Origin of the sequence: Modestobacter altitudinis (assembly GCF_005930475.1) — a bacterium.
GTDB classification, from domain to species: domain Bacteria; phylum Actinomycetota; class Actinomycetes; order Mycobacteriales; family Geodermatophilaceae; genus Modestobacter; species Modestobacter altitudinis.
In genome coordinates, this window is sequence record NZ_SJEW01000061.1 from 1 (window position 1) to 23,646 (window position 23,646).

At 74.6% G+C, this 23,646-nt stretch carries 24 protein-coding genes; 10 read left to right on the top strand and 14 right to left on the bottom strand.

The window, feature by feature from the left end; genetic code table 11:
- A partial coding sequence (locus FHL79_RS18915; protein WP_218938516.1) for an HNH endonuclease signature motif containing protein occupies nucleotides 1-1,439 on the top strand: 1,439 nt, incomplete at its 5' end.
- A gap of 65 nt (nucleotides 1,440-1,504) precedes the next feature.
- Here FHL79_RS18915 and FHL79_RS18920 read toward each other — a convergent pair.
- The 7 genes from FHL79_RS18920 to FHL79_RS18950 are packed head-to-tail and all read right to left on the bottom strand — an operon-like array spanning nucleotide 1,505 to nucleotide 7,920.
- Entirely contained in the window at nucleotides 1,505-1,900 is a 396-nt protein-coding gene (locus FHL79_RS18920) for a VOC family protein (protein ID WP_246080986.1), read from the bottom strand.
- 8 nt (nucleotides 1,901-1,908) lie between these two features.
- The gene (locus FHL79_RS18925; RefSeq protein ID WP_138760131.1) at nucleotides 1,909-3,087 is read right to left on the bottom strand and encodes an alpha/beta hydrolase family protein; all 1,179 of its coding nucleotides are present in this window, start codon (nucleotides 3,085-3,087) and stop codon (nucleotides 1,909-1,911) included.
- Between the two features lie 27 nt (nucleotides 3,088-3,114).
- Nucleotides 3,115-3,867, bottom strand: coding sequence for an SDR family NAD(P)-dependent oxidoreductase (locus FHL79_RS18930; protein WP_218938517.1), 753 nt, complete (start codon nucleotides 3,865-3,867; stop codon nucleotides 3,115-3,117).
- Nucleotides 3,864-4,832: a fumarylacetoacetate hydrolase family protein gene (locus FHL79_RS18935; RefSeq protein ID WP_138760132.1), complete on the bottom strand. Its 969-nt coding sequence runs from the start codon at nucleotides 4,830-4,832 to the stop codon at nucleotides 3,864-3,866. Before FHL79_RS18935 ends, FHL79_RS18930 begins: the two co-directional genes overlap by 4 nt.
- Nucleotides 4,832-5,773, bottom strand: a complete 942-nt coding sequence (locus FHL79_RS18940) for a VOC family protein (protein WP_138760133.1) — start codon at nucleotides 5,771-5,773, stop codon at nucleotides 4,832-4,834. Before FHL79_RS18940 ends, FHL79_RS18935 begins: the two co-directional genes overlap by 1 nt.
- Nucleotides 5,774-5,791: 18 nt before the next feature.
- Entirely contained in the window at nucleotides 5,792-6,922 is a 1,131-nt protein-coding gene (locus tag FHL79_RS18945) for an FAD-dependent oxidoreductase (protein ID WP_138760134.1), read from the bottom strand.
- A gap of 8 nt (nucleotides 6,923-6,930) precedes the next feature.
- A complete protein-coding gene (locus FHL79_RS18950; RefSeq protein ID WP_138760135.1) occupies nucleotides 6,931-7,920 on the bottom strand; it encodes a cyclase family protein in 990 nt (329 codons plus the stop codon).
- Nucleotides 7,921-8,025: 105 nt separating this feature from the next.
- Between FHL79_RS18950 and FHL79_RS18955 the strand changes: the two genes are divergently transcribed.
- Both FHL79_RS18955 and FHL79_RS18960 read left to right on the top strand, forming a co-directional pair.
- Nucleotides 8,026-8,988 carry a LysR family transcriptional regulator gene (locus FHL79_RS18955; protein WP_138760136.1) on the top strand — a complete coding sequence of 321 codons (963 nt, stop codon included), beginning with the start codon at nucleotides 8,026-8,028 and terminating at the stop codon, nucleotides 8,986-8,988.
- 84 nt (nucleotides 8,989-9,072) lie between these two features.
- Complete coding sequence (locus tag FHL79_RS18960; RefSeq protein ID WP_138760137.1) at nucleotides 9,073-10,320, top strand: MFS transporter; 1,248 nt, start codon at nucleotides 9,073-9,075, stop codon at nucleotides 10,318-10,320.
- Here the strand turns inward: FHL79_RS18960 and FHL79_RS18965 are convergent.
- From FHL79_RS18965 to FHL79_RS18975, 3 genes are read right to left on the bottom strand one after another with little or no spacing between them, the layout of a single operon-like run.
- The gene (locus FHL79_RS18965) at nucleotides 10,284-10,625 is read right to left on the bottom strand and encodes a hypothetical protein (RefSeq protein WP_138760138.1); all 342 of its coding nucleotides are present in this window, start codon (nucleotides 10,623-10,625) and stop codon (nucleotides 10,284-10,286) included. The two genes, FHL79_RS18960 and FHL79_RS18965, sit on opposite strands and share 37 nt — an antisense overlap.
- Before the next feature lie 38 nt (nucleotides 10,626-10,663).
- Nucleotides 10,664-12,844, bottom strand: a complete 2,181-nt coding sequence (locus FHL79_RS18970; protein WP_138760139.1) for an MMPL family transporter — start codon at nucleotides 12,842-12,844, stop codon at nucleotides 10,664-10,666.
- A gap of 6 nt (nucleotides 12,845-12,850) precedes the next feature.
- Entirely contained in the window at nucleotides 12,851-13,447 is a 597-nt protein-coding gene (locus tag FHL79_RS18975) for a TetR/AcrR family transcriptional regulator (RefSeq protein ID WP_138760140.1), read from the bottom strand.
- A 128-nt stretch (nucleotides 13,448-13,575) separates the two neighbouring features.
- Between FHL79_RS18975 and FHL79_RS18980 the strand changes: the two genes are divergently transcribed.
- A complete protein-coding gene (locus FHL79_RS18980) occupies nucleotides 13,576-14,403 on the top strand; it encodes an alpha/beta hydrolase (protein WP_138760141.1) in 828 nt (275 codons plus the stop codon).
- A gap of 3 nt (nucleotides 14,404-14,406) precedes the next feature.
- On the opposite strand, the gene FHL79_RS18985 is transcribed toward FHL79_RS18980, so the two are convergent.
- Nucleotides 14,407-15,294: a sensor domain-containing diguanylate cyclase gene (locus FHL79_RS18985; RefSeq protein ID WP_138760142.1), complete on the bottom strand. Its 888-nt coding sequence runs from the start codon at nucleotides 15,292-15,294 to the stop codon at nucleotides 14,407-14,409.
- A 267-nt stretch (nucleotides 15,295-15,561) separates the two neighbouring features.
- Here FHL79_RS18985 and FHL79_RS18990 point away from each other — a divergent pair, with 267 nt between their 5' ends.
- From FHL79_RS18990 to FHL79_RS19000, 3 genes are all read left to right on the top strand, one after another.
- A complete protein-coding gene (locus FHL79_RS18990; protein WP_138760143.1) occupies nucleotides 15,562-16,851 on the top strand; it encodes an aldose epimerase family protein in 1,290 nt (429 codons plus the stop codon).
- An 82-nt stretch (nucleotides 16,852-16,933) separates the two neighbouring features.
- Nucleotides 16,934-17,812 (top strand): LLM class flavin-dependent oxidoreductase, encoded by an 879-nt coding sequence (locus FHL79_RS18995; RefSeq protein ID WP_138760144.1) that lies wholly within the window; start codon nucleotides 16,934-16,936, stop codon nucleotides 17,810-17,812.
- A gap of 25 nt (nucleotides 17,813-17,837) precedes the next feature.
- The gene (locus FHL79_RS19000) at nucleotides 17,838-18,668 is read left to right on the top strand and encodes an alpha/beta hydrolase (protein ID WP_246080988.1); all 831 of its coding nucleotides are present in this window, start codon (nucleotides 17,838-17,840) and stop codon (nucleotides 18,666-18,668) included.
- Nucleotides 18,669-18,672: 4 nt separating this feature from the next.
- Here FHL79_RS19000 and FHL79_RS19005 read toward each other — a convergent pair whose 3' ends face one another.
- Nucleotides 18,673-20,136 carry a protein adenylyltransferase SelO gene (locus FHL79_RS19005; RefSeq protein WP_138760145.1) on the bottom strand — a complete coding sequence of 488 codons (1,464 nt, stop codon included), beginning with the start codon at nucleotides 20,134-20,136 and terminating at the stop codon, nucleotides 18,673-18,675.
- Nucleotides 20,133-21,101: a DUF6625 family protein gene (locus tag FHL79_RS19010; protein WP_138760146.1), complete on the bottom strand. Its 969-nt coding sequence runs from the start codon at nucleotides 21,099-21,101 to the stop codon at nucleotides 20,133-20,135. Before FHL79_RS19010 ends, FHL79_RS19005 begins: the two co-directional genes overlap by 4 nt.
- A gap of 90 nt (nucleotides 21,102-21,191) precedes the next feature.
- On the opposite strand from FHL79_RS19010, the gene FHL79_RS19015 reads away from it, so the two are divergent.
- Genes FHL79_RS19015 through FHL79_RS19025 form a run of 3 tightly spaced genes read left to right on the top strand, consistent with a single transcriptional unit; the run spans nucleotide 21,192 to nucleotide 22,786 of the window.
- Nucleotides 21,192-21,836 (top strand): class I SAM-dependent methyltransferase, encoded by a 645-nt coding sequence (locus FHL79_RS19015; protein ID WP_138760147.1) that lies wholly within the window; start codon nucleotides 21,192-21,194, stop codon nucleotides 21,834-21,836.
- Nucleotides 21,833-22,402 carry a hypothetical protein gene (locus FHL79_RS19020; protein WP_138760148.1) on the top strand — a complete coding sequence of 190 codons (570 nt, stop codon included), beginning with the start codon at nucleotides 21,833-21,835 and terminating at the stop codon, nucleotides 22,400-22,402. Before FHL79_RS19015 ends, FHL79_RS19020 begins: the two co-directional genes overlap by 4 nt.
- A 6-nt stretch (nucleotides 22,403-22,408) precedes the next feature.
- Nucleotides 22,409-22,786, top strand: a complete 378-nt coding sequence (locus FHL79_RS19025; RefSeq protein ID WP_138760149.1) for a DUF4267 domain-containing protein — start codon at nucleotides 22,409-22,411, stop codon at nucleotides 22,784-22,786.
- Nucleotides 22,787-22,790: 4 nt separating this feature from the next.
- Here the strand turns inward: FHL79_RS19025 and FHL79_RS19030 are convergent, their stop codons facing one another.
- Complete coding sequence (locus FHL79_RS19030) at nucleotides 22,791-23,612, bottom strand: enoyl-CoA hydratase/isomerase family protein (RefSeq protein ID WP_138760150.1); 822 nt, start codon at nucleotides 23,610-23,612, stop codon at nucleotides 22,791-22,793.
- Between the last annotated feature and the right edge of the window lie 34 nt (nucleotides 23,613-23,646).

A 23,646-nucleotide genomic window follows, 5' to 3' on the forward strand; every position in this document is an offset into this window, starting at 1 on the left:
GCCGTGGGGTGGAGTTGCGGGCCGGGGCGGAGGGGATGGCGTCGGTGACGGCGTTGCTGACCGGCCCGGAGGGGCAGGCGCTGTACGCCGCGCTGGGCGCCTACGCCGACGCGGTGGAGGACGAACCCGGGGCCGAGCCGCGGACGCGGGGGCAGAAGATGGCCGACTGCCTGCTGGACCTGGTGCTGCGGCCCGGTGCGGGTGGTCGGCCGCCGCTGCAGGTGGCGCTGACCCTGGTCGCGGCGGTCAGCACCGTGCTGGGCGGTGATGCGCCGGGGGAGTGCAACGGGCAGGTGGTCCCGGCGGAGGTGGTGCGCCAGCTCCTACGGCTGCTCACCGGCACCCCGACCACCGACCCCACCGACCCCGCCGACACGGTCCCTGCTGATGACACTGATCCGGCGGATCCCGAGGTCGCCCGTGACGTGTGCGCTGTCCCTGACCCTCACGCCGTCCGTGATCCCGACGCCGTCCCTGACCCTCACGGCGACCCCGTTCCTGACCCCGCCGAAGTGACCCTGTTCATGGCCACGGAAGAGGCGCTGCGGGCGGCGGAGGAGCGCTGGTGGGCGGACTTCGAGCGTGGCCTGATCACCGATCCCGATCCACCCGAGAACCGCTGGCCGGGCGGGTCCGCACCACCGGGATCAGCGCCGGGATCAGCACCGGGATCAGCACCGACCGACCCCGCGGCGACCAGTGGTCCGCTGCCGGGTGCCGGCTGGTGGGCGGCGGCCGATCGCGCCGTGGACGACGCCTCCCGGGCGGGGTACGAGGCGCAGCAGGCGCTGGCCCACGCCCAGCGGATGGTGCACACCGCCGCCCGGGCCGACGCCGCCGACGAGGCCGCCTGGCGGGCCGGCCCGGCCGGTCGGGTGGACGCCGCCGGGGACGCGCTGGCGGCGTTGGCCGCCGCCGCCCGCACCGACCGGGAGGCGCTGGCGGGGTTGTTGGCCCGGACCGCCGGTGGCGGGCTGGCCGACCGGCCACGGATCGCGCTGGTCGACGCGCTCACCGGTGCCCTGGTGTCCCTCACCGACCTGCCCGAGCTGCGCCGCACCGGGCAGTGCGGGCAGCCCACCTGCCGCCGTGATCGGGCGGGCTGCAGCCACGACCTCACCGGCCGGCCCGGGCTGGGCGCACCCGGCCCGACCGCCAGCTACCGGCCCGGGGCGGCACTGGACCGGTTCGTGCGCGCCCGGGACCGGCGTTGCCGGTTCCCCGGCTGCCGCCGGCTGGTCGCCGCCGGCGAGCTCGACCACCGGATCCGCCATCCCGATGGACCCACCGCGATCACCAACCTGGCCGGGTTCTGCACCACCGACCACCGCGGCAAGCACCAGGCACCGGACTGGGTCTTCCACCTGGCTCCCGATGCCACTCTCACCGTCACCACCCCCACCGGCCTGACCGCGGTCACCACCCCACCACCGTTCTGAACGGCGCAGCCGCCCACCCGCCCCGAGCCGGCTGTGCCGGCGAGGGGCGGGGTGGGCCAGCCAGGTCAGTTCACGACGTGCAGCTGGTCGATCCACCGGATCTCCCAGACGTGGCCGTCCGGGTCGGTGAAGCTGCCGGTGTGGTCGGAGGCGGTGTCCCGGGCCGCCAGCCACGGTCCACCGCCGGCGCCCAACGCCCGCGCGACGAGGTCGTCGACCTCGGAACGGCTGTCCGCCGTGAGGCTGAGCAGCACCGTGGGACCGGAGCGGGGATCGCCGACCTCGCCGGTGACCAGCTCGGCGAAGCGGTCCCGGGCGAGCAGGCGGACGACGATGCTCTCGTCGACCACCATCGACGCCGACCCCTCGTCGGAGTCGAGCCGGTGGAAGGTGAACCCGAGCGCCTCGTAGAACGACCTCGCCACCGCGACGTCGCGCACCGGCAGGTTGACGAACAGCATCCGCACGGTCAGCCCCTCGCCAGCTCGGCGAAGGTGTCGGCCACCCAGTCGGCGATGAACGTGCTCACGTGCGGCAGGTGGTCTAGCCCGATGTGCTCCGTGGCGCCCTCGTCGGGTGTGAACACCCGCAGCTCGCGCTTGGGGCTGTTGACCGCCTGGTCGTAGGAGCGGTGCGCCATGGCCACCGGGATCTGCCGGTCGCTGGCCCCGTGCGCGATCAGGAACGGCACGGTGATCTGCTCGACGACGCCGTCCAGGTGCACCCCGTCGGCGAAGTCGAGGAAGGCGTCGAGGTCGTTCTCGTCGCCGTCGTGACCCCACACCCACAGCACGTGCTCCCAGTAGTGCGGGACCGGACGCTCGCCCTCGCGCTCCTTGCGGCGACGCTGCACCGCGCCCCAGTTGTGGTTGGCCCCCCACGCCACCACCAGCGCGAAGCGCTTCTCGAACGCGGCGGCGCGCGGGGCGTAGTAGCCGCCCAACGACCAGCCGACGATCCCGATCCGTGCGGCGTCGACGTCCTCGCGCTGCTCGAGCCAGTCGACGCAGGCCCCGGCCCAGGCCTCGGTGTCGATCCGCGCGGTGAGCCCCTGCAACCGCAGCGCCTCGCCGGTGCCGGGCTGGTCCAGCATCAGACAGGAGATGCCCCGGGCGGCCAGCTCCTCCCAGTGGTTGGAGGCGTACATGTGCTCCTTGGTGGAGTCCAGCCCGTTGACCAGGACGACGACCGGAGCAGGACCCTCGTCGGTCGCCGGCGCCTGGCTGAAGTAGGCCGGCAGCGTGGTGCCCTCATAGGGCACAGCCACCCGGGACACCCGCGGGCTGTGCAGCTCGAACGCCTTCTGCGCCAGCTCCAGCAGCCGTCGGTAGGTCGGCACCCGGTTCGGGTCGGAGTGCGCCAGCATCCGCTCGGCCTGGGCCAGGTAGTTGCTGGCCCGGAAGTACAGCTGGCCCGCGGTGCGGACGTGCCCGGCCTTCTCGGCCTCCTCCGCCTGGCCGACCAGCTGGTCGGTGAGCGCCGTCCACGCCCGCAGGAAGTCCGGCGTCCCGGCGTCCTCCCCGGCGTTGGCCGCCTCCTTGATCGGCCGGCAGGCGCGGTCGACCTCGTCGATCAGCCCGCCGGAGTTCAGCGTCGCGACGACGCTGAGGTTCCAGGTGTAGGGCCCGGTGGGGAAGTACTCGAACACGGGTGGTTCCTCTCGGTGGTCAGGGGTTCAGGAAGCGGTGCGGACGGCGTCGCTGATCGACTTCACGCCGCCGTGCGCGGTCATGCCGCCGTCGACCGGGATCTCCGCGCCGGAGATGAACGAGGCGTCGTCGCTGAGCAGGAAGGCGACGAGCGGGGCGACCTCGTCGACGGTTCCGGTGCGGCCGAGCGGGGTCTCGGCGATGTTCGCGTCCCGGAACGCCGGCGAGGCGGAGGCGGTCATCGGCGTCTCGATGTGGCCGGGGTGCACCGTGTTGACCCGGATGCCCCGCGGGCCGAGCTCCAGGCAGGCGGCCTTCGCCAGCCCGCGCAGCGCCCACTTGGACGCGGTGTACGCGACCGGGAAGTGACCGGTCAGCGCGGCCACGGACCCGACGACGACGACCGAGCCGCCGGCCGGCATCAACGGGGTGAGCGCCTGGATGGCCAGCAGCGTCCCGGTGACGTTGACCTCGGACACCCGGGCCAGGTCGGCCGGGTCGAGGTCGGCCAGCCGGGCCCGCCAGGTGACCCCGGCGTTGGCGACCAGGCCGTCGACGGAGCCGAACCGGTCGCGCAGGTCGGCGGCCAGCGCTGTCCAGCCCGCCGCATCGGTCACGTCCAGCTGCCGGTACTCCGCACCCGGCAGCTGCTCGACCGGCGCGGGTCCCAGGTCGCACCCGATCACCGTGGCGCCGGCCGCGGTGAGCAGCCGGGCCTCGGCAGCGCCCTGCCCCTGGCCGGCGCCGGTGACGACGACGACCTTCCCGGCCACCGTCACGACCGGCGGGTGCGGTCCCGCGACCGCTGCCGGGCCGGCTGGACCGGCGGCAGGTCGACGCCGGCGACCACCCGGTTGCGGATGGTGCCGATGCCCTCGACGGTCATGTCGACGACGTCGCCTGGCTGCAGCGGCGGGGGAGCGGCGTTCCCGCGGGTGCCCCACAGCTCGGCCAGGCAGCCGCCGTTGCCGCAGGTGCCCGAGCCGAGCACGTCCCCGGCGCGCACGACGGTGCCGCGGGAGGCGTAGGCGATGAGCTCCTCGAACGGCCAGCCCATGTTGGACAGCAGGTCCTGGCCGATCTCGGTGCCGTTGACCGAGACCCGCATGTCCAGGGCCAGGAAGCCCTCGTCGTCCCGGTAGGGCTCGAGCTCGTCGGCGGTCACCAGCCAGGGGCCCAGCGTGGTGGCGGAGTCCTTGCCCTTGGCCGGGCCGAGGCTGACCCGCATCTCCCGTGCCTGCAGGTCGCGGGCCGACCAGTCGTTGAGGACCGTGTAGCCGAAGATCGCCTCCCGGGCCTGCTCGGGGGTCAGCGACGCGCCGTCCCGCCCGACGACGACGGCGACCTCGAGCTCGAAGTCGAACCGCTGCGAGCCCGGCGGGACGGCGACGTCGTCGTGCGCGCCGACCAGGGCGTAGGGGTTGGTGAAGTAGAACGTCGGCGCCTGGTACCACTCCGGCGGCACGCCGGCGACGCCGTCGATCGCCTTGCGCACGCCCTCGACGTGCTCTTCGAAGGCGACGAAGTCGCGCACCGTCGGAGCCTGCAGCGGTGGCAGCAGCCGCACCTCCGCCAGCGGGACCGGCGTCGCCGAGAGCGCCGTCAGCCCGATGTCCAACGCGGCCGGCAACCCGGCGCGGACCAGGTCCAGCACGGTGACGTCGGGGGGCAGCGCGTGCAGCCCGTGCTCGCCGACCACCCCGGCGGTGATGACCCCGCCGTCGTCCCAGGTGGCGAACCGCATCAGACCGGGGGGGCCACGAACAGGCCCTTGTCCGGGTCGTTGAAGGACCGCTGCGCGACGAACTCGTTCATCGCGTTCGCCGTGCCCCACTGGTCGGAGACCTCGGGGTCGCTGAAGTCGTACATGTGCGGGTGCCAGGTGTCCTCGTCCAGGACCTCGAGCTCGGTCGTGTACTCGACGGTGTTGCCGTGCGGGTCCAGGAAGTAGCTGAAGGTGTTGTTGCCGGCCTTGTGCCGGCCCGGGCCCCAGATCTTCTCCACGCCGGCCCGCAGCAGCCGCCCGGTGCCGCGCATGTACTCGTCGATGCCGCGCAGCTCGAATGACGCGTGGTGCAGGGAGGGGTGTGGGCCGCGGGCGATCGCCAGGCTGTGGTGCCAGGCGTTGATCCGCATGAACCACATCATCTCGCCCATCCGCGGGTGCATCAGGGTGTCCGACAGCGCGAAGGCCAGGTGCTTCTCGTAGAAGGCGCGGGTGCCCTCGGGGTCGGCGGAGTTGAGGACGACGTGGGAGAGCCGGACCGGGATGGACTCGCCCTCCTCGATGGCCCGGTGCTCCCGGACGGCGACGTCGGCGCTGATCTCGACGGTGCGGCCCTCGTTGTCGAAGAACCGGAAGCCGTAGCCGCCGCCGGGGGTCTGCAGCGTGTCCGGCTCACCGACCAGCGTCACGCCGTCGGCGGCCAGCTGGCCGGCCAGGGTGTCGACGTCGGCCGGGGTCGCGGCCCCGAACGAGATCAGGTCGATCCGCTTGTCGGTCGCCTGCCGCAGCCGGACGACGTACTGCTCGGGCGAGCCCTCGGCGGCGAGGAAGGCCAGCCCGGAGTCGCTGTGCTCGGCGGTGAGACCCCAGGTGCCCGAGTAGAAGTCGAGCTGCTTGGCGAAGTCGGGCACGGCCAGGTCGACGTGCCGCAGGTGGGTGATCAGACGCTGCTGGGTCATGGGAGGAGTCCTGTTCTGCTATGCGGGCTGGCTGGTGAGCACGGCGATCGAGCGCATGAGGCCCGGGATGTCGCCCTGGACGTGGTCGATCTGCCACTGGGCGAGCTGGTTCGACGCCTCGACGACGGTCTTCGCGCGCTGGTACCGGCGCGCGGTGAAGACGTCCCACAGCTCCTGGTCCAGCGTCTGCCGGTCGGTCAGCAGCTCGGCGAGGACGACGGCGTCCTCGAGGGCCATGGCCCCGCCCTGGGCGATGGTCGGCGGGCAGGTGTGCGCGGCGTCGCCGATCAACACGACCCGACCGCGGTTCCACGGCTCCTCGAGCACGTGGGTCTCGAACCAGGTGTAGTTGACCCGCGACGGGTCGGTCAGCGTCTCGCGGATCTCGTCCCACGGGCCGTGGTAGGCCTGCGACAGCTGCTTCATGGTGGCCAGCTGCTCGTCCGGCGAGAGCGCGCTGCGGTCCTGCGCCGGCTCGACGATGTAGGCGTAGAGAGAGTCCTCCCCGGTCGGGCAGTAGCCGGCGATGAACGACGGGCCGCCGTAGTACAGGTCGGTGCGGGTGACGCTGGCCGGGCGGGGGCCGAACGCGCGCCAGATGCCCATGCCGACCGAGCGCGTCTCCAGGTTGATGCCCAGCGACCGGCGGGTCCACGACCGGAGGCCGTCGGCGCCGACCACGACGTCGTAGCGCCCGGTCGAGCCGTCGGAGAAGGTGACGTCGACGCCGTCGTCGTCCTGGGTGAGCTCGGTGAACGTCGTCCCGAAGCGGACCTTCACGCCGACCTCGGCCGCCCGGTCCAGCAGGATGCGCGCCAGCTCGGGGCGCGGCATGCCCATGGCGGCCGGCAGGTCGGGGCCGCCGGTCTTCGCGTCCGGGATCTCGGCCACCACGGTGCCGGCCGGGTCCGGTGCGCGGATCCCGGTGACGTCGAACGGGTAGCCGGCGGCCTGCACCTGCTCCCAGACGCCGAGCGAGCGCAGCTCGCGCAGCGCGTTGCCCTGCAGGGTGATGCCCGACCCGAGGGCTGCGACGTCCGGCTTGATCTCGATCAGGTCGACGGCCACGCCGCCGAGAGCGAGGTGGACGGCGGTCGCCGAGCCGGCGAGGCCGCCGCCGACGACGAGGGCGCTGGTGACTGCGGGCATGTCGACTCCTACTTGACGGCGATCGGGTTGACCGGGGAGCCGACGGCGCCGGTCACGGGCAGCGGGGCGGCGGTGAGGAAGAAGTCCCACCGGCCGTCGGCCGCGCAGTCGGCGGCGAGGGCGTCGAGGTCCCACATCTCGCCGAGGAACAGGCCCATGTTGGGGATGGCGACCTGGTGCAGCGGCTGGAAGGCGACGTCGAACTCGTTGGGCCGCACCTCGAAGCCCCAGGTGTCGGTGGCGATGCCGGCGATCTCGCTGCCGTGCAGCCAGTCGGCGGTGGTGAAGGACAGGCCCGGGGCGCCGCCGCCGGCGTAGTCGCCCCAGCCGCGGCCCTCGGCGATGTCGCGGCGGGCGCGGGTCAGCCGGCCGGTGCGCACGCACAGCAGGTCGCCGCGGCCGACCCGGGCCGAGGCACCCTGCGCGGCGATGGTCGCCTCGAGGTGCTCGGGGGTGATCGCGAACCCGTCGGGCAGCTCGCCGTCGGTGCCGATCACGCTGCCGACGTCGAGCAGCACGCCGCGGCCGGTGATGTGCGCGGCGGCGGTCTGGATGCCGGTGACCAGGTCACCCTCGCTGGTGACGACGTCGCCGGCGCGCCGGCCGTTCCAGGCCATCCCGTGGTCGAAGATGTGACCCAGGCCGTCCCACTGGGTGGAGCACTGCAGCGGCATGGCGATCACGTCGTCGGCGCCGCCGATGCCGTGCGGGAAGCCCTGGTTGCCGCGCTCGGCGTCGGTGCCGGTGTCGGTCATCGTGTGCACCGGGTTGGTGCGCCGCCGCCAGCCCTTCTGCGGGCCGTCGGTGTCGAAGGCCTGGGACAGCGAGAAGCTCACCCCGCGCCGGACCAGCCCGGCGCCCTCGACGCGCTTGTCCTCGGTGAGGAAGTTGAGCGTGCCGAGCACGTCGTCGGCACCCCAGCGCCCCCAGTTGGAGCAGCGCTCGGCGGCGGCGGCGATGGCGGCCTCGGGGTCGGTGCGGTCGAGCTCGTCGGGCATGGGGTTCCTCCTCGGTGCGACGCACACCACAGTCGGGCACTCCGGACGAGGGGGGAAGACGAGATGTCTGATGACCGGCATCACCGCCGTCGATACGGTGGGCCGGTGAACCTGGCCAGCCTGGACCTCAACCTGCTGGTCTCGCTGGACGCCCTGCTGCAGCAGCGCAGCGTCACCCGGGCCGCGGCGCAGATGGGGTTGTCCCAGCCGGCGCTGTCGGCGTCCCTGGCCCGACTGCGCCGGCACTTCGGCGACGAGCTGCTCACCCGGGTGGGCAACGACTACCGGCTGACCCCGCTCGCGGTCCAGCTCAAGGAGCTGGCCCGGATCGCGGTGGCCGGGGTGGAGCGGGTGTTCACCGCCCAGCCGGAGTTCGACCCCGGCTCCTCCACCCGCGAGTTCACCCTGCTGGTGAGCGACTACGTGGTCGCCATCCTCGGCGACACCATCGCCGAGTTGCTGGCCGAGGAGGCGCCGCACACCCGGCTGCGCTTCACCCCGCACTCACCGGCGATGGTCGAGCGCGCCGACCAGGTGCTGCTGACCGCCGACGTGATGCTGCTGCCGCACGGCTTCATCACCGACCTCTCCCACCGCGACCTGTACCGCGACGAGTGGGTCTGCGTGCTCGCCGCGGACAACCCGCTGGCCGACGAGGGCCTGACCATCGAGCACCTGGAGACCCTGCCCTGGGTCGCGACCTACCACGGGCAGACGGCGTCGACCGGGGCGGCCCGGCAGTTGCGGACGCTCGGCATCGAGCCGCACGTGCAGGTGGTCAACGAGCACTTCCTCACCGTGCCCGCGCTCATCGCCGGCAGCGACCGCGTCGCGCTGCTGCAGCGCCGGCTGATCGACCTGCTGCCCCTCAACAGCGGCGTCCGGGCGCTGCCGTGCCCGTTCGAGGTCAGCCCGCTGATCGAGGCGATGTGGTGGCACCCGGTCTTCGACGACGACCCGGAGCACGGCTGGCTGCGGGACCTCGTGGTGCGCGCGGCCGAGCTGGCCGTCGGCACACCCGTCGCGACCGGTATCGACCTCGGTGATGTGCTCCCTCAGCAGAAGTGATTTCCGCTCGGCCCGGCTGCTGCTGACACTTCCGCTCCAGTGATGCCGGTCACCGAGGCCGGCACCTCGTCAACGGAGACGCCCGTGTCGGAAGTCGTGAGTCCCCAGTCGCTCGCCGAGGAGCCGCTGGCCGGCGAGGTCGCCGTCGACCCGGCGACCGGTCGCCCGGCCGGGCGGGCCCAGGCCGTGGTGCTGATCCTCGCCAGCTGCCTGGGCGTGCTGGGGGCGGTGCTGCTGGCACCGGTCCTCCCCGCCATCGAGGACGCCTTCGCCGGCACCGCCGGGGTGCAGGCCCTGACGCCGGTGGTCCTCACCGCGCCGGCGCTGGTCATCGGCCTCACCGCGCCGTTCGCCGGCCGGGTCGTCGACCGCATCGGCCGCAAGCGGCTGCTGGTGATCGCGCTGGTGGTCTACGCCGTGGTCGGCACCGCGCCGCTCTGGCTGCCCTCGCTGCAGCTCATCGTGGCCAGCCGGGTGCTGGTCGGCCTCACCGAGGCCGTGATCATGACCTGCTGCACCACGCTGCTGGCCGACTACTTCCACGGCTCCCAGCGCGAGCGGTACTTCGGCATGCAGGTCGTCAGCACCACGGTCGCCGCGACGCTGTTCTTCGGCATCGGCGGGGCGCTGGGCTCGCACAGCTGGCGGACGCCGTTCTGGCTCTACCTGGTGAGCCTGCCGCTGGCCGTGGCCGCCGCACGGCTCGTGTGGCAGCCGGCGCCGCACCGGTCGGGTCGGGTCCTGACCCTCCCCGCGCTGCCCTGGCGGCAGCTCGCCGCCCCGGTGGTCACCTCGTTGGTCGGTGGCCTGGTCTTCTACGCGCTCATCGTCGAGCTCTCCTTCAGGCTCGACGACGTCGGCGTGGACTCCACCGGCGCCATCGGTGCCGTCAGCGCGATCGGCTCGCTGGGCACCGCCATCGGCGCGCTCTCCTTCAGCCGGCTGGCCCCCCGCGGCCCCGCGGTGACCGTCCCGCTGGCCTTCGCGGTCTCCGGGGTCGGGCTGGTCGGCCTCGGCCTGGCACCGAACGTGTCGGTGATCGTGCTCTTCGCCGTCGTCACCGGCCTGGGCAACGGCCTGCTGCTGCCCTCGCTGCTGACCTGGGCGCTCGGTTCGCTGACCTTCGAGCAGCGCGGTCGGGGCACCGGCTGGTGGACCGCCGCGGTGTTCCTCGGCCAGTTCGTCTGCCCGCTGGTGGTGCTGGCGCTGTCCGGCGCGATCGGCGGGCTGGGCTCGGCGCTGGTGGTGCTCGGCGTCGTCTCGGTGCTCGCCGCGGTCGTCGTCCGCTCGTCGCGTCAGGCCCGGGTCGCGGCGCCCGCGAGCGGCTCCTGAGCCGTCCGGGCGGTCGCGAGCAGCCGCTCGACCAACGGCGAGCGGAGCACCCGGACGGACCGGCCGGCGCGCTCGGCGACCTCGAGGTGGTCCAGGACGAGGTCCAGGGCCGGCGGGGACAGCGAGGTCACCGATCCCGCGTCGATGCGGTCGACCCGCGCCGGCTCCCGGCCGTAGCGCTGCAGGAACGCGGCGACGACGGCCTCGTCGACCTCGCCGGCCAGGCAGAGCACACCTCCGTCGGAGGTGTTGAGCAGCCGGACGACGCCCCGCGCTGCGGAGCCGGCGGACAGCGGCGAGGTCACGCCGACAGTCTGCCGCCCGCCCGCGCGGGGCGCCGACCTCAGCCGACCGGGACCGGGTCCTCGCTCGTCCGGGCGGGCGGGCCCTGCTGCAGCGCGGCGCCCTCCACGTCGAGCTGGGGGAGCCACCGCAGCCAGCGGGGCAGCCACCAGGCCCGCTCGCCGAGCAGGGCCAGTGCCGCCGGGACCAGCACCATCCGGACGACGAAGGCGTCGAACAGGATGCCGCTGGCGAGTGCGAACGCGATCGACTTGATGGTCGCCTCGTCGCCGGTGAAGAAGCCGGCGAAGACGGCGAACATGATCAGCGCGGCCGCGACGACGACCGGGGCCGCCTGCCGGAAGCCGGTGCGGATCGCGTCCAGCGCCCGCGCGCCGGAGCTGTGCGCCTCGTGCATCCGGGACACCAGGAAGATCTGGTAGTCCATCGCCAGCCCGAAGAGGATGCCGATCACCAGGATCGGCGTGAGGCTGATCAGCGGTCCGGTGCTCGGGATGCCCAGCAGGTCGGACAGCCAGCCCCACTGGAACACCGCGACGGTGGCGCCCAGCGAGGCGCCGATGGTGAGCAGGAAGCCCAGCACGCCGACCAGCGGCACCAGCAGCGACCGGAAGACCAGCACGAGCAGCACCAGCGCCAGGCCGACGACCAGCACCAGGTAGACCGGCAGCGCCGCGTCGAGGGACTCGGAGACGTCGACGCTGACCGCGGTGGAGCCGGTGACGTAGGCGTCCACGCCGTCGACGTCGGCGAGCTGGTCGCGCAGGTCGGCCACCAGCTGCTCGGTGGCCTGGCTGGTGGGCCCGGAGTCCGGGATGACGGTGAGCAGCGCCGCGCTGTCGTCGGCGTTCGGGACGGCCGGCGCGACGGCGGTGACGTCGGCGAGCTCGGCGATCGGCCCGCTGGCCGCGGTGGCGGCCTCGGTGGCGCCCTGGCCCTGGAACAGCACGGTGAGCGGGCCGTTGAAGCCCTCGCCGAAGCCGTCGGCGAGCAGCTGCTCGGCCCGGGCCTGGGTGCTGTCCTCCGGCTGGGTCTGCACCAGGGTCGTCCGCATCGAGAAGAACGGGATCGCGATCGCGCCGAGGGCCACGACGGCCAGCAGCAGCGACAGCACCCGGTGCCGGGTCACCCTGGCGACCCAGCCGGCGAGGAAGCCCTCCCGGACTGCCGCGTGGTGGGTCACCGTGGGGGCGGTGCGGTCCTTGCGGGGCAGCGCGCGGCGGCCCAGCAGGCCGAGCACGGCCGGCACCAGCGTGAGGGCGACCAGGACGGCGACGACGATGGTCCCCGCCGCGGCGATGCCCATCTGGGTCAGGAACGGGATGCCGACGACAGCCAGCCCGACCAGCGCGATGACCACGGTGAGCCCCGCCGTGACCACGGCCGAGCCGGCGGTGCCGACGGCGGTGGAGACCGCCGTGCCGACGTCCGAGCCGCGGCGCAGCTCCTGCCGGAACCGGCTGACGATGAACAGGCCGTAGTCGATGCCGACGGCCAGGCCGAGCATCCCGGCCAGCGCGGAGGTGGTCGAGGAGAGGTCGAGGAACCCGGTGGCGATGGTGATGCCCAGCACCCCGGTGCCCACCCCGATGACCGCGGTCAGCAGGTTCATGCCGGCGGTCACCAGCGTGCCGTAGGTGATGGCCAGCACCAGCAGCGCGACGACGACGCCGGCCAGCTCACCGACGCCGGCGACCGACGGGGTCTCGTTCAGGGCGTCGCCGCCGATCTCGACGGTGAGCCCGCTGCTGCTGCGGGCGTCGTCGACCGCGGCGACGAGCGCGTCCTGCTCGGCCACGGTGACGCCGCCGACCGCGGCGTCGTAGGTGACCGTGCTGTAGGCGGTGGTCTGGTCGGCGTTGACCGCCGGGGCGGCCGGGTCGAGCGGGTCGCTCGCCGACACCACCCCGGGCAGCCCGCCCAGCTCGGCGACCAGGGACTGGACGGCCGCGGCGTCCTCCCCGCCGGTGAGGGCCGAGCCGTCGGCGGACTGCACGACCACCCGGGCGGTCGCCCCGTCACCGCCGGCGCCGAAGTCCTGCTCGATGAGCCGCAGCGCGGTGGTCGACTCCTGGCCCGGGATGGAGAAGGTGCTGGAGGTCTCGCCGCCCAGCGTGGCCGCGCCGACCCCACCGCCGACCAGCACGACCAGCCAGACGAGCACGACGGCCCAGCGGTGCCGGGCCGAGAAGGACCCGAGTCGGGACAACAACAGAGCCATGGGGGATCAGGCCTCCACCTGGTCGGAGCGGGTCGGGGGAGCGTCGGGACTGCGGTGGCCGAGCGCGTCGAAGCTGGTCGCGATGATGTGCGGCCGCAGGACGGCGGCCTCGCCGCCCTGCTGGGCACCGAGGGCGAGGACGGCGAGCGCGACCAGGGCGCCGGCGACCCGGACGCAGCGCTCCCGCTCGGCGGTCCGGGGGTCGACGCCGAAGGCCGCGAAGGCCCAGAGGCCAGCCGGGTCGGTGTCCGCCTCGGCCACCGCGACGCCCTGGGTCGCCGGCGTGAGCAGGAGGGACACCAGCCCCGGGTGCGCGAGCGCGGTGTCGACGAGCACCTCGACCGCGCGGTGGTCGCGCGCGGCGCCCAGCGGGAGGTCGCGCACCTGGTCGAGCGCGCCGCGCCCGAGGGTGTCGACCTGCGCGCGCACCGCCTCGTGCAGCGCGTCCTTGCTGGGGAAGTGGTGGAGCAGGCCGGCCTTGGACAGCCCGACCGCGTCGGCGACCGCCTGGACGGAGGTCTGCTCGTAGCCGTGGCGGGCGAACAGCGCCGCTGCCCGGTCGAGGATGCCCGCGTCGATCTGCTGACGGAACGGGCGGGCCACAGCACGACGGTAACCGCCGACCGACCGATCCGGTCGGTGAGCCGACCAGATCGGTCGGTGCGGTTGCTCACAGCGGCTCAGGCAGACTGCACGTCGGCACGACCACCGACCCAGCAGGAGGCGCTCCGATGACCGAGCCGGCTACCGAGGGGACGCTGCCCTCGGGCCAGTACTGGGCCGGGTGGGCCGTCGACGACCCGGGCGGGGTGGTCGTGCTGGTGCACGGGCTGCACGAGCACGGCGGGCGCTACGCCCACGTGGCGCAGCGGCTGGCGCGCGCCGGCTACGCGAGCTACGCCGTCGACCACCCCGGGCACGGCCGCTCGCCGGGCGTGCGCGGCAACATCGGCAGCATGGCGGCCACCGCCGCGGGGGTCGGCCGGTTGGTCGCGCTGGCGGCCGACCGGCACCCCGGCGCACCGCTGTTCGTCTACGGCCACAGCCTCGGCGGGCTCATCGCGCTGCAGTACCTCACCGGCACCCCGTACGCCCGCATCCGCGGCGCGGTCGTCTCCGCCCCGGCGCTGGACACCGGTGCGGCCACGAAGCTGCAGCAGCTGGTGGCGCCGGTGCTGTCCCGGGTGCTGCCCGACCTCGGCGTCCTCACCCTGGACGCCGAGACGATCAGCCGCGACCCCGCGGTGGTGGCCGCCTACCGCGCCGACCCGCTCAACCACACCGGCAAGGTCCGGGCCCGCACGGGCGCGGAGATGATGACCACAGCCGCGGCGATGCCGGCACGCCTGCCCTCGCTGGCCATGCCGCTGCTCGTCCTGCACGGCGGCGCGGACCGGCTCGTGCCGACGGCGAGCAGCGAGCTGGTCCCCGCCTCCGCCGGCTCGACCGACGTCACCCGGACGGTCTACCCCGGGCTGTACCACGAGCCGCACAACGAGCCCGAGCAGCAGCAGGTGCTCGACGACGTCGTCAGCTGGCTGGACGCCCACCGGGGCTGAGCGTCACTCCGGGGAGCGCGGGTCGCGCCGGCGGCGCCGTGACTTGGCGCCGTACATGGCGTGGTCCGCCCGGGCCACCAGCCGGTCCGGGGCCTCCCCGGGCTCGCCGACGGCGTGGCCGATGCTCACGCCGATGATGAGCTCGCCCGCCGGGTTGGTGAAGGGGCGCCGGAAGGCGGTGGTGACCTCGGCGGCCAGCATCGCCAGCCGCGCGCTCGCCCCGCCGGGGCAGACGACCACGAACTCGTCACCGCCCAGCCGGGCCACCAGGTCCGACGGCCCGGCCAGGGCCAGCAGGCGCGCCGCCGCATCAGCCAGCAGCCGGTCGCCCACCGCGTGCCCGTGCCGGTCGTTGACCTCCTTGAACCCGTCGAGGTCGCAGAACAGCAGCCCGCAGCCGGCGCCGCGCTCGGCGTCGAGGTGCTGCTGGAGCGCGTCGAACAGGGCGCTGCGGTTCGGCAGGCCGGTCAGCACGTCCGTGTGCGCCCGGCGGCGCAGGGCCGCCTCGCGCTCGCGTTCCTCGGTGACGTCGAGCCCTAGGCAGGCCAGCGCCCACGGGGTGCTGTCGGCGTCCCGGAGCACGTCGATCGTCATCGAGACGCGGCGGCGCACCCCGCCGGCCGCCAGCCAGTCGCCCTCCTGCGGGAACGCGGTGCCCGTCGCCATGGAGCGGGCGACGGCGTCCTGGGCCAGCAGCCGGTGCTCGGGCACCACGTAGACGTCGTGGAACAGCTGGCCGACCAGGTCATCGGCGGACCTGCCGGTGAACCGCTCCATCGCCGGGTTGACCAGGAGCAGCCGGTTGGCCCCGTCGATGACGCACAGCAGGGCGCGCGAGGACCGCAGCACCTCGACGGCCAGCTCGTGCTCGGCCCGGCCTGTCCGGATCACCGTCCGACCCTAACCGGGCGGCGGTCGTCCGCCGCGGCGAGCGCCACCGGCGAGCTCCCCTTGGTCACCCGCTGTCGCTGGTCTGTGGCCACGCCGTGAGCGGCCTGTGCGCTGCCATTGACACCGCTTCGGCCGTCTCCCTACGGTCGGGGTCGTTCTAGGACTGCACGGGGGGCACACCCTGCACGTCCGCCGGCGCCCGGAACTGCCGTGCCCCCGACCACCGCGCGACGACGCCGGTGGACCGCAACGGACACGGAGTCCCCCATGCCTGGACGTCTGGCACCACCTCCTGCCCTCCCGCCGGCCGCGGCGTCGCCGACGCCCCGCCGGCGACGGCGCCGCTGGCCGCTCGTCGCCACGCTCAGCGCCGGCCTGCTCGCCGGCACCGCCGCCACCCCGGCCGGCGCCTCCGGCGGTCACGGGGACGGCGGTCAGTGGGACGGCGGCCACCACGGCCACGCGAGCACGACGGTGGAGCCCTTCGGCAGCACACCCGACGGCACCGCGGTGGAGCGCTGGACGCTGACCAACGGCGACATGACCGTCCGCGTGCTCACCTACGGCGGCATCGTGCAGTCACTGGAGGTACCGGACGCCCGCGGCGAGGTGGACAACGTCGTCCTCGGGTTCGCGGACCTGGCCGGCTACATCGAGAACAACAACCCGGGCCCGTACTTCGGCGCCCTCATCGGCCGCTACGGCAACCGGATCGCCGGTGGCACGTTCGAGCTGGACGGCCAGACGTACCAGCTGCCGCTGAACAACAACGACGTCAACACCCTGCACGGCGGTACGCAGGGCTTCGACACCAAGGTCTGGTCGGCCACCCCGGTCGGCGACCGGGACGTGGCCGCCCTGGAGCTGACCCTGGTGAGCCCGGACGGCGACATGGGCTTCCCCGGCACGCTCACCACCACCGTGACCTACTCCCTCGACGACGACGAGCGGCTCTCGGTCCACTACGAGGCGACGACGGACGCCCCGACCGTGGTGAACCTGACCAACCACACCTACTGGAACCTGTCGGGCGAGGGGTCGGGCACCATCTACGACCACGAGCTGCAGCTCAACGCGAGCGGCTACACGCCGGTCGACGAGACGCTGATCCCGACCGGGGAGATCGCGCCGGTCGCGGGCACGCCGTTCGACTTCCGCGAGCCGACCCCCATCGGGGCACGCATCCGCGAGGACGACCAGCAGCTGCTCTACGGCCAGGGCTACGACCACAACTGGGCGCTGGACCGCGTGGACAACGGTGTGCGGGAGGGCTCGGACAGCGAGGACGCCCTGGAGCCCGCGGCCCGGGTGTTCGACCCGGACAGCGGCCGGACGCTGACGATCGAGACCACCGAGCCCGGCATCCAGTTCTACTCGGGCAACTTCCTGGACGGCACGCTGGTCGGGACCAGCGGTCGCATCTACCGGCAGAGCGACGGCCTGGCCCTGGAGACCCAGCACTTCCCGGACTCCCCGAACCAGCCGCAGTTCCCCTCGACCGAGCTGCGCCCGGGGGAGACCTACGACAGCACCACGGTGTTCGACCTGTCCTCCTGATCCGCTCGGGAGCCAGCTGACGAGGGGCCCCGGCCGTCGCCAGACGGCCGGGGCCCGCTCGGGCATGCACCACACTGACCGCGTGACCCCCACCCTGGCCGCGCTGGTGCTGCCCGACCGGCACCCGGTGTCGGTCTTCCTCGCCGAGGTGCAGGAGGCCGAGCAGGCCGGGGTGCGCCTGGTCTCCACCTACGACCACCTCACCTGGCCGCTGCTCGCCGAGGGGCCCTGGTACGGCGCCGTCCCGCTGCTGGCCGCGGCGGCGGTGGTGACCGAGCGGGTGCGGCTGGGCACCCAGGTGGCCTCGCCGAACTTCCGGCACCCGGTGCCCTTCGCCAAGGAGCTGATGACCCTCGACCAGCTCAGCGGCGGCCGGCTGGAGCTGGGCGTCGGCGTGGGCACCGAGGGCCCGGACGCCCTGGTGCTGGGGGAGGCCCCGCTGTCCCGCCGGGAACGCGCCGACCGCTTCACCGAGTGGCTCGGGCTGCTCGACCGGTTGCTCCGCGACCCGGTGACGACGGCGCACGGCGAGCGGTACACCGCGGTCGACGCCCACCAGCTCCCCGGGTGCGTCCAGCAGCCGCGGCTGCCGTTCACGGTCGCCGCCACCGGGCCCCGAGCGCTGCGGTTGGCCGCCCGGTACGGCCAGCGCTGGGTCACCTACGGTCCCTTCGGTGCCGAGGTCGGACCGGAGGAGTGGTTCGCCGCCGTGGCCGAGCAGTCCGCGCGGCTGACCGACGCGCTGGCCGAGGAGGGCCGGGAGCCCGCCGCCCTGCGGCGCAGCGCCCAGCTCGGGCTGGAGACGTCCTGGCCGTTCGAGAGCGCCGGCCGCTACGCGGACACCGTCGGGCGACTGGCCGAGGCCGGCATCGACGAGGTCGGCGTGCACTGGCCGCGGCCCGACGGCCGGGGCGTGCCCCGGGCGGCGCTGCCGTTCCTGGCCGAGACGCACGGCGGCTGAGCGGCCCGTCCGGGACGATGGGGGCGTGCGACAGGTGCTGCGGACGGCGAGGGCCGTGGTGGTCGTGGTCGTCGTCGGGGTGGCCGTGCTGACCGGGCTGCTCTGGGCGCTGCAGCGACGCCTCGTCTACTTCCCCGACGACGGCCCGGTGCCGGCCGCCGCCGACGCCCTCCCCGGCGGCCGGGACGTCCGGCTGACCACGGCGGACGGTCTCGAGCTCGGCGCCTGGTGGGTCCCCGCACCCACCGCCGACGCCCCCACGGTCCTGGTGGCCGGCGGCAACGGCGGCTCACGCGCGGTGCGGGCACCGCTGGCCCGGGCGCTGTCCGAGGCCGGGCTGGGGGTGCTGCTCGTGGAGTACCGCGGCTACGGGGGCAACCCGGGCAGCCCGAGCGAGGAGGGCCTGGCCCTGGACGTCCGGGCCGCGCGCACCCACCTCCTGGAAGCCGGCGTCCGCCCGGACCGGCTGTTCTACTACGGCGAGAGCCTGGGTTGCGCCGTCGTCACGGAGCTGGCCGTCGAGCACCCACCGGCGGGCCTGGTGCTGCGCTCCCCGTTCGTGGACCTCGCGGCCGTGGGCAGCGGCCACTACCCGTACCTGCCGGTGCGGCAGCTGCTGCGCGACCGCTACCCGGTGGCGGAGCAGATCGCCGAGGTCACCGCGCCCACCACGGTCGTCTACGGCACCGCCGACACGATCGTGCCCCCGGCGCAGAGCCGGCAGGTCGCCGAGGCCGCCGGCCGGCTGCACCGGCTGGTGGAGGTGCCCGGCGTGGAGCACAACAGCGCCCTGCTGCTCGACGGCGACCAGCTCATCGACGCGGTCGTCGAGCTGACGGCCCGGACGGTGCCGTGAGCCCTCAGGTGCCGCAGAAGGTCCGGTAGACGCCGAAGTCGACCGGGGCCGGAGCGGCGTACCGCGCCAGGCCGGGGCGCTCGGTGTACGGGGAGGTCACCGCGTCCAGCAGCCGGTGCAGCGGCTCGAGATCGCCCGCGGTCGCCGCGCTGAGCGCCTCCTCGACCAGCTGGTTGCGCGGGACGTAGACCGGGTTGACCCGGTCCATCGCCTCGGCGTCCGGGGACACGGCACGCCAGCGGGCCAGCCAGCCGTCGATGCCGGCGAGGTCGAGGAACAGCACCCGGGCGGGCTCGGCATCGCCGCGGGCGGCTGCGCCGAGGGCACGGAAGAACGAGGTGAGGTCGACGTGGTCGGCCTGCAGCAGGGCGAGCAGGTCGTCGACCAGCGGACCCACGACGCCGTCGTCCAGCCCCGCCGGCAGGCCGAGCTTGGCCCGCATGCCCGCCGTCCAGGCCTCCCCGTACTGCGGGCGGAACCCGTCGAGGGCGGCCACGGCGAGCTCGACGGCCTGCTCCTGGTCGTCGGCGAGGAGCGGCAGCAGCGCCTCGGCCAGCCGCGCGAGGTCCCACTCGGCCACCACCGGCTGGTTGCCGTAGGCGTAGCGGCCGCCGTGGTCGATGGAGCTGTAGACCGTCGCCGGGTCGTAGGCCTCCATGAAGGCGCACGGGCCGTAGTCGATCGTCTCGCCGGAGATGGTCATGTTGTCGGTGTTCATCACGCCGTGCACGAACCCGACGAGCATCCACCGGGCGACCAGCTCGGCCTGGGCGGTGACCACCGCCTCGAGGAGCGCGAGGGCGGGGAGCTCGGCGTCGGCGGCGGCCGGGTGGTGCCGGGAGACGGCGTGGTCGGCCAGCCGGCGCAGCAGGTCGACGTCCCCGGTGGCCCGGGCGTACTGGAAGCTGCCGACCCGCAGGTGGCTGCTGGCGACCCGGGTGAGCACCGCGCCGGGCAGCGCGGTCTCCCGGCGCACCTGGCGTCCGGTCGCGACGACGGCCAGCGAGCGGGTGGTCGGGATGCCGAGGGCGTGCATGGCCTCGCTGACCACGTACTCGCGCAGCATCGGCCCGACCGCGGCCAGCCCGTCGCCGCCGCGGGCGAACGGGGTGCGGCCGGAGCCCTTGAGGTGCAGGTCACGGAGCCGGCCGTCGGCGTCGGTGAGCTCGCCGAGCAGGAGGGCGCGGCCGTCACCGAGCCGGGGGACGAACCCCCCGAACTGGTGCCCGGCGTACGCCTGGGCCACCGGCGTCGCGCCGGCCGGGACCTCGTTGCCGAGGAGCAGCCGCACCCCCTCGGCGGTGCGCAGCTGCGCCGGGTCCAGGCCCAGCTCGCCGGCGAGCGGCTCGTTGAGCACGAGCAGCTGGGGAGCCGGGGCCGGGTCGGCCTGCCAGGCGGCGGTCATCTCCGGGAGCTCGCGGGCGAAGCGGTTGCCGAGGTGGACGCTCAGCTGCGGGGCGACGGTCACCTCTCGAGGGTAGGAGCAGCTGCGCTCGCCCGCGCCCGCTCGCGGGCACGCCGCATGGCGCGACGGCGGACGGCCCGCTGCGCCCGGCGAACGTAGAGGCCGACGAGCTCGCGGCCGGCCGGGACCCGGGCGGCGCGGACCGCCCACGGCGACACCCGGTGCTGGACGGCGAACCCGTTCGCGGTGATCCAGTACCGGTCCGCGGCCAGCACGTCGGCCGAGGGTGGCCGCATCGTGCGCTTCTGCAGGTGCACCAGCAGTGCCGTGCGCCGGACGACCTGCCCGTGGTCGAGCCGGTACTCGCAGACCTCGCCGTCCTCCCAGGCGTACCGGCGGGGATCGCGCCCGGGCGGGTGCTCCGCCCGGGTGCGGTAGCGGGCGAAGGAGAGGTCGAAGATCGTCTGCTCCTGCCAGATCGGCACGTCGAGGTCGCGCAGCAGGTGGAAGACGCCCGCCCACTCGTCGAAGTGCCGGGCCGCCGGGTCGGTCAGCACGTCCCGGTAGCTGACCCCGTCGATCTCGTGGCGGAACCAGCCGGCGGCCGCGGGGGTGTTCCGGTAGAGCGCGAAGTTGCCCTGCACGAGCACCTTGTCGGCGGCGAAGGCCTCGGCCGGGAGGTGGTCGCGGACCCGGCCGAACACCACGTCGAGGTCGCAGTGCCCCCAGAAGTCGCAGCCGGCCAGCTCGTCGGCGAAGACCTCGCCGAACGCCGGCCGGAGGTCGCACAGCTTGTACGGGCCCTCGACGGCGAGCGGGAAGTCGAAGTGGCGCTGGAACCGGGCCACCAGGTCGGGGAGGTGCCAGCGCTGCACGGTCAGGTTGGGCGGCGCCCCCGGCACCGGCTCGTCGGTGAGCAGCAGCCAGTCGACGTCGGGGTTGGCGGCCATGCTGCGGACGACGAGCGGGAAGTACGACGGCCGGCGGCCGAAGTAGGGGACGACGAGTCGGATCGAGGGCCCGGCCACCCGCCGGACGGTAACGACTGTCGGCCGGTCGTGGCACCCGCGCGGCGGCGTCGCGGTTTTGCCGGCACCCGGAGGGGGGACCACCGGGTCGTGCCCCAGACGCCCCCCGACCGTGCTCGCGCCGCTGTCCCCCCGACCTACCTGGACGCCAACCGGCTCTGGGTGGACTCCCGCCCCCGCGCCCTGGCGCAGCGGCGGTTCGAGGCCCCGGTGCTGCTGCGGCTGGGCGGCCGGTTGTCCGGCGGCCGCGCCCTGGAGCTGGGCAGCGGCCGCCGCGGCACCGGCCTCCGGCTCGCGCTGGACCTGTTCGGCGCTGCCCGGGTCGACGGCGTCGAGCTGCACCAGGCGAGCGTGGCGGCATCCCGGGCCGCGGTGCGGGACCTCGGCGACCGGGTCGCGGTGCAGGCCGGCGACGCGACCGCGCTGACGGCGGCGGAGGGGACCTACGACGCCGTGTTCGGGTACCACGTGCTGCACCACGCCGAGGCCTGGCGGGACGTCGTCCGGGAGGCGGCGCGCGTCCTCCGCCCGGGCGGGCGGCTGTTCTCCTGCGAGATGACCGCGCGGATCGTCGACAGCCGGCCGCTGCGGGCCGTCTCCCGCCACCCCTCCGACGGCGACCGGCCCACCCCGGCCGGGCTCGCCGCCGCCTGCTCGGCGGCCGGGCTCACCGTCATCGGCCAGGAGACCCGGTTCGCCGGGTGCTGGACCGCCCTGGCGGCGACCAAGCGGTGAGCGACGCCGGCCGGCCGGTCCCCGTGCTGCGCGCCGCGGTGCAGCTGCTGCGCAGGCACTGGCGGGCGGCCTACCTGACCTCCCTGGCGGCCACGCTGGTCAACACGGTGCCCGACGTGCTGCGCCAGGTGCTGGTCTGGGACGACCCCCGGGTGTCCGCCGCCGTGGCGGTCGACGTGCTGGGGTTCGCGACCGCGCTGGTCGCCCAGCTGTGGGTGACCGGCGCCCTGGCCGAGCTGCCCAGCACCGGTCGGCCGGCTCCGGCGGGTGCGCTGCCGCGGGGGACCGGCCTGGCCTGGCGCGCCGTGCGCACCGCTCCGGGGACGGTGCTCGCCGGGGTGGTCTGCGGAGGAGCGGTCTCCGCGGTGCTGACCATCCCCGCCTCGGTGGCCGCGCTGGGGCTGCAGCGGGTCCTCGGCCCGCTGGACGCCCCCGGCGTCGGGGCGTTCACCGTCGCCACCGTCAGCGACCTGGTGGCCAGTGCCGTGACGTTGCCGTTCCTGGCCCTCGTCCTGGTCCTCGTGGCCACCGGGGGCCGGTTGGGGGCGCACCCGGCCGGGCAGTGACCGGCCATGGCCGGCGAATGGGACGTCACCCGCAAGGGCATCGGGACACTGTCGATCTGGTTGGGCACCGGCGCGCTGTTCGCGCCCCGGGCGATCACCAGCGTGCTGGGCGTGGACGACACCGCGGCACGGACCGACCGGGCGCTGCCGCTGCTGGTCCGGTTGATCGCCGCCCGGAACATCGCGATGGGAGCAGCGCTGCTGGTCACCCCGCCGCCGCAGGCACGACGCACCACCGAGGTGACCCTGCTGCTCACCCTCCTGGACGCCGCCGCGGTGCTGGTGGCGCGCCGTGGCGGGGACGTCGCACCGCGCAGCGCCGGCCTCTCGCTGGCCGTGCTCGGCACGACGGCGGCCGGAACGCTGCGCTGGCACCGGCGCTGACCGCTCACCGGCCCTCGAAGGTCGCCTTCCCCGGGCCCTCCCGGAGGAAGCCGGCGACCGCCGCGCGCAGGTCGGCGGTGCCGAACAGTGCGCCGGACACCGCCGGGGTGAGGTCGTCGGCGGCCCGCACCCCGTCGCGGACGGCGGTGGTCACCAGCTGCTTGGTCACCGCGTGGGCCAGGGTCGGGCCGGCGGCCAGGTCGCGGACGTAGGCGTGCACGGCGGCGGTGAAGCCGTCCTCGGGCAGCACCTCGGTGACCACGTCCCACCGCTCCAGCGTGGCGGCCGGGTACCGCTTGCCGGTGTAGACCAGCTCCTTCGCCCGGGCCGGGCCGGCGCGCTCGGCCAGCCGCTGCGGGCCGCCCATCGAGGGGGAGAGCCCGACGACCCGCTCCACCAGGCCGAAGGACGCCCGCTCGGAGGCGAGCAGCAGGTCGCAGGCCAGCGCCAGCTCGAACGCCGCCGTCAGGGTGAGGCCGTGCGCGGCGAACACCGTCGGCACCGGCAGGTCCTCGACCGCCTGCGTGATCCGCAGCAGCCGTCGCCACAGCGCCGCGCCGTGCTGGGCAGCGTCCTCGCCCTCGGCGATCGCGGCGAACAGCGCGACGTCGACCCCGCCGGAGACGACCTTCCCGCGCGCCTCGACGAGGACCGCGCGGGCGCGGTCGGGCGCACCGGGGTCGGTCAGATCGCGGAGCTGCCCCGCCACGTCCTCGAGCCCGGCGAAGACCGCCTCGTCGAACAGGTTGAGCGGCGGGTGGTCCAGCACCACCACGGCGACGTCCCCGTCGCGCTCGAGCCGGACGGGGGAGGAGTTCCTGGTCATCTGGGCATCCTGGCCCTCGAGGCCTGGTGCGGCC

Excerpts from the sequence above, each read along its gene's own strand:
- FHL79_RS18920 (WP_246080986.1), bottom strand. The coding sequence starts at position 1,900 with ATGCTGTTCGTCAACCTGCCGGTGCGCGACGTCGCGGTGGCGAGGTCG.
- FHL79_RS18935 (WP_138760132.1), bottom strand. The coding sequence starts at position 4,832 with ATGCGGTTCGCCACCTGGGACGACGGCGGGGTCATCACCGCCGGGGTG.
- FHL79_RS18940 (WP_138760133.1), bottom strand. The coding sequence starts at position 5,773 with ATGACCCAGCAGCGTCTGATCACCCACCTGCGGCACGTCGACCTGGCC.
- FHL79_RS18945 (WP_138760134.1), bottom strand. The coding sequence starts at position 6,922 with ATGCCCGCAGTCACCAGCGCCCTCGTCGTCGGCGGCGGCCTCGCCGGC.
- FHL79_RS18950 (WP_138760135.1), bottom strand. The coding sequence starts at position 7,920 with ATGCCCGACGAGCTCGACCGCACCGACCCCGAGGCCGCCATCGCCGCC.
- FHL79_RS18970 (WP_138760139.1), bottom strand. The coding sequence starts at position 12,844 with ATGGCTCTGTTGTTGTCCCGACTCGGGTCCTTCTCGGCCCGGCACCGC.
- FHL79_RS18980 (WP_138760141.1), top strand. The coding sequence starts at position 13,576 with ATGACCGAGCCGGCTACCGAGGGGACGCTGCCCTCGGGCCAGTACTGG.
- FHL79_RS18990 (WP_138760143.1), top strand. The coding sequence starts at position 15,562 with ATGCCTGGACGTCTGGCACCACCTCCTGCCCTCCCGCCGGCCGCGGCG.
- FHL79_RS19025 (WP_138760149.1), top strand. The coding sequence starts at position 22,409 with ATGGCCGGCGAATGGGACGTCACCCGCAAGGGCATCGGGACACTGTCG.
- FHL79_RS19030 (WP_138760150.1), bottom strand. The coding sequence starts at position 23,612 with ATGACCAGGAACTCCTCCCCCGTCCGGCTCGAGCGCGACGGGGACGTC.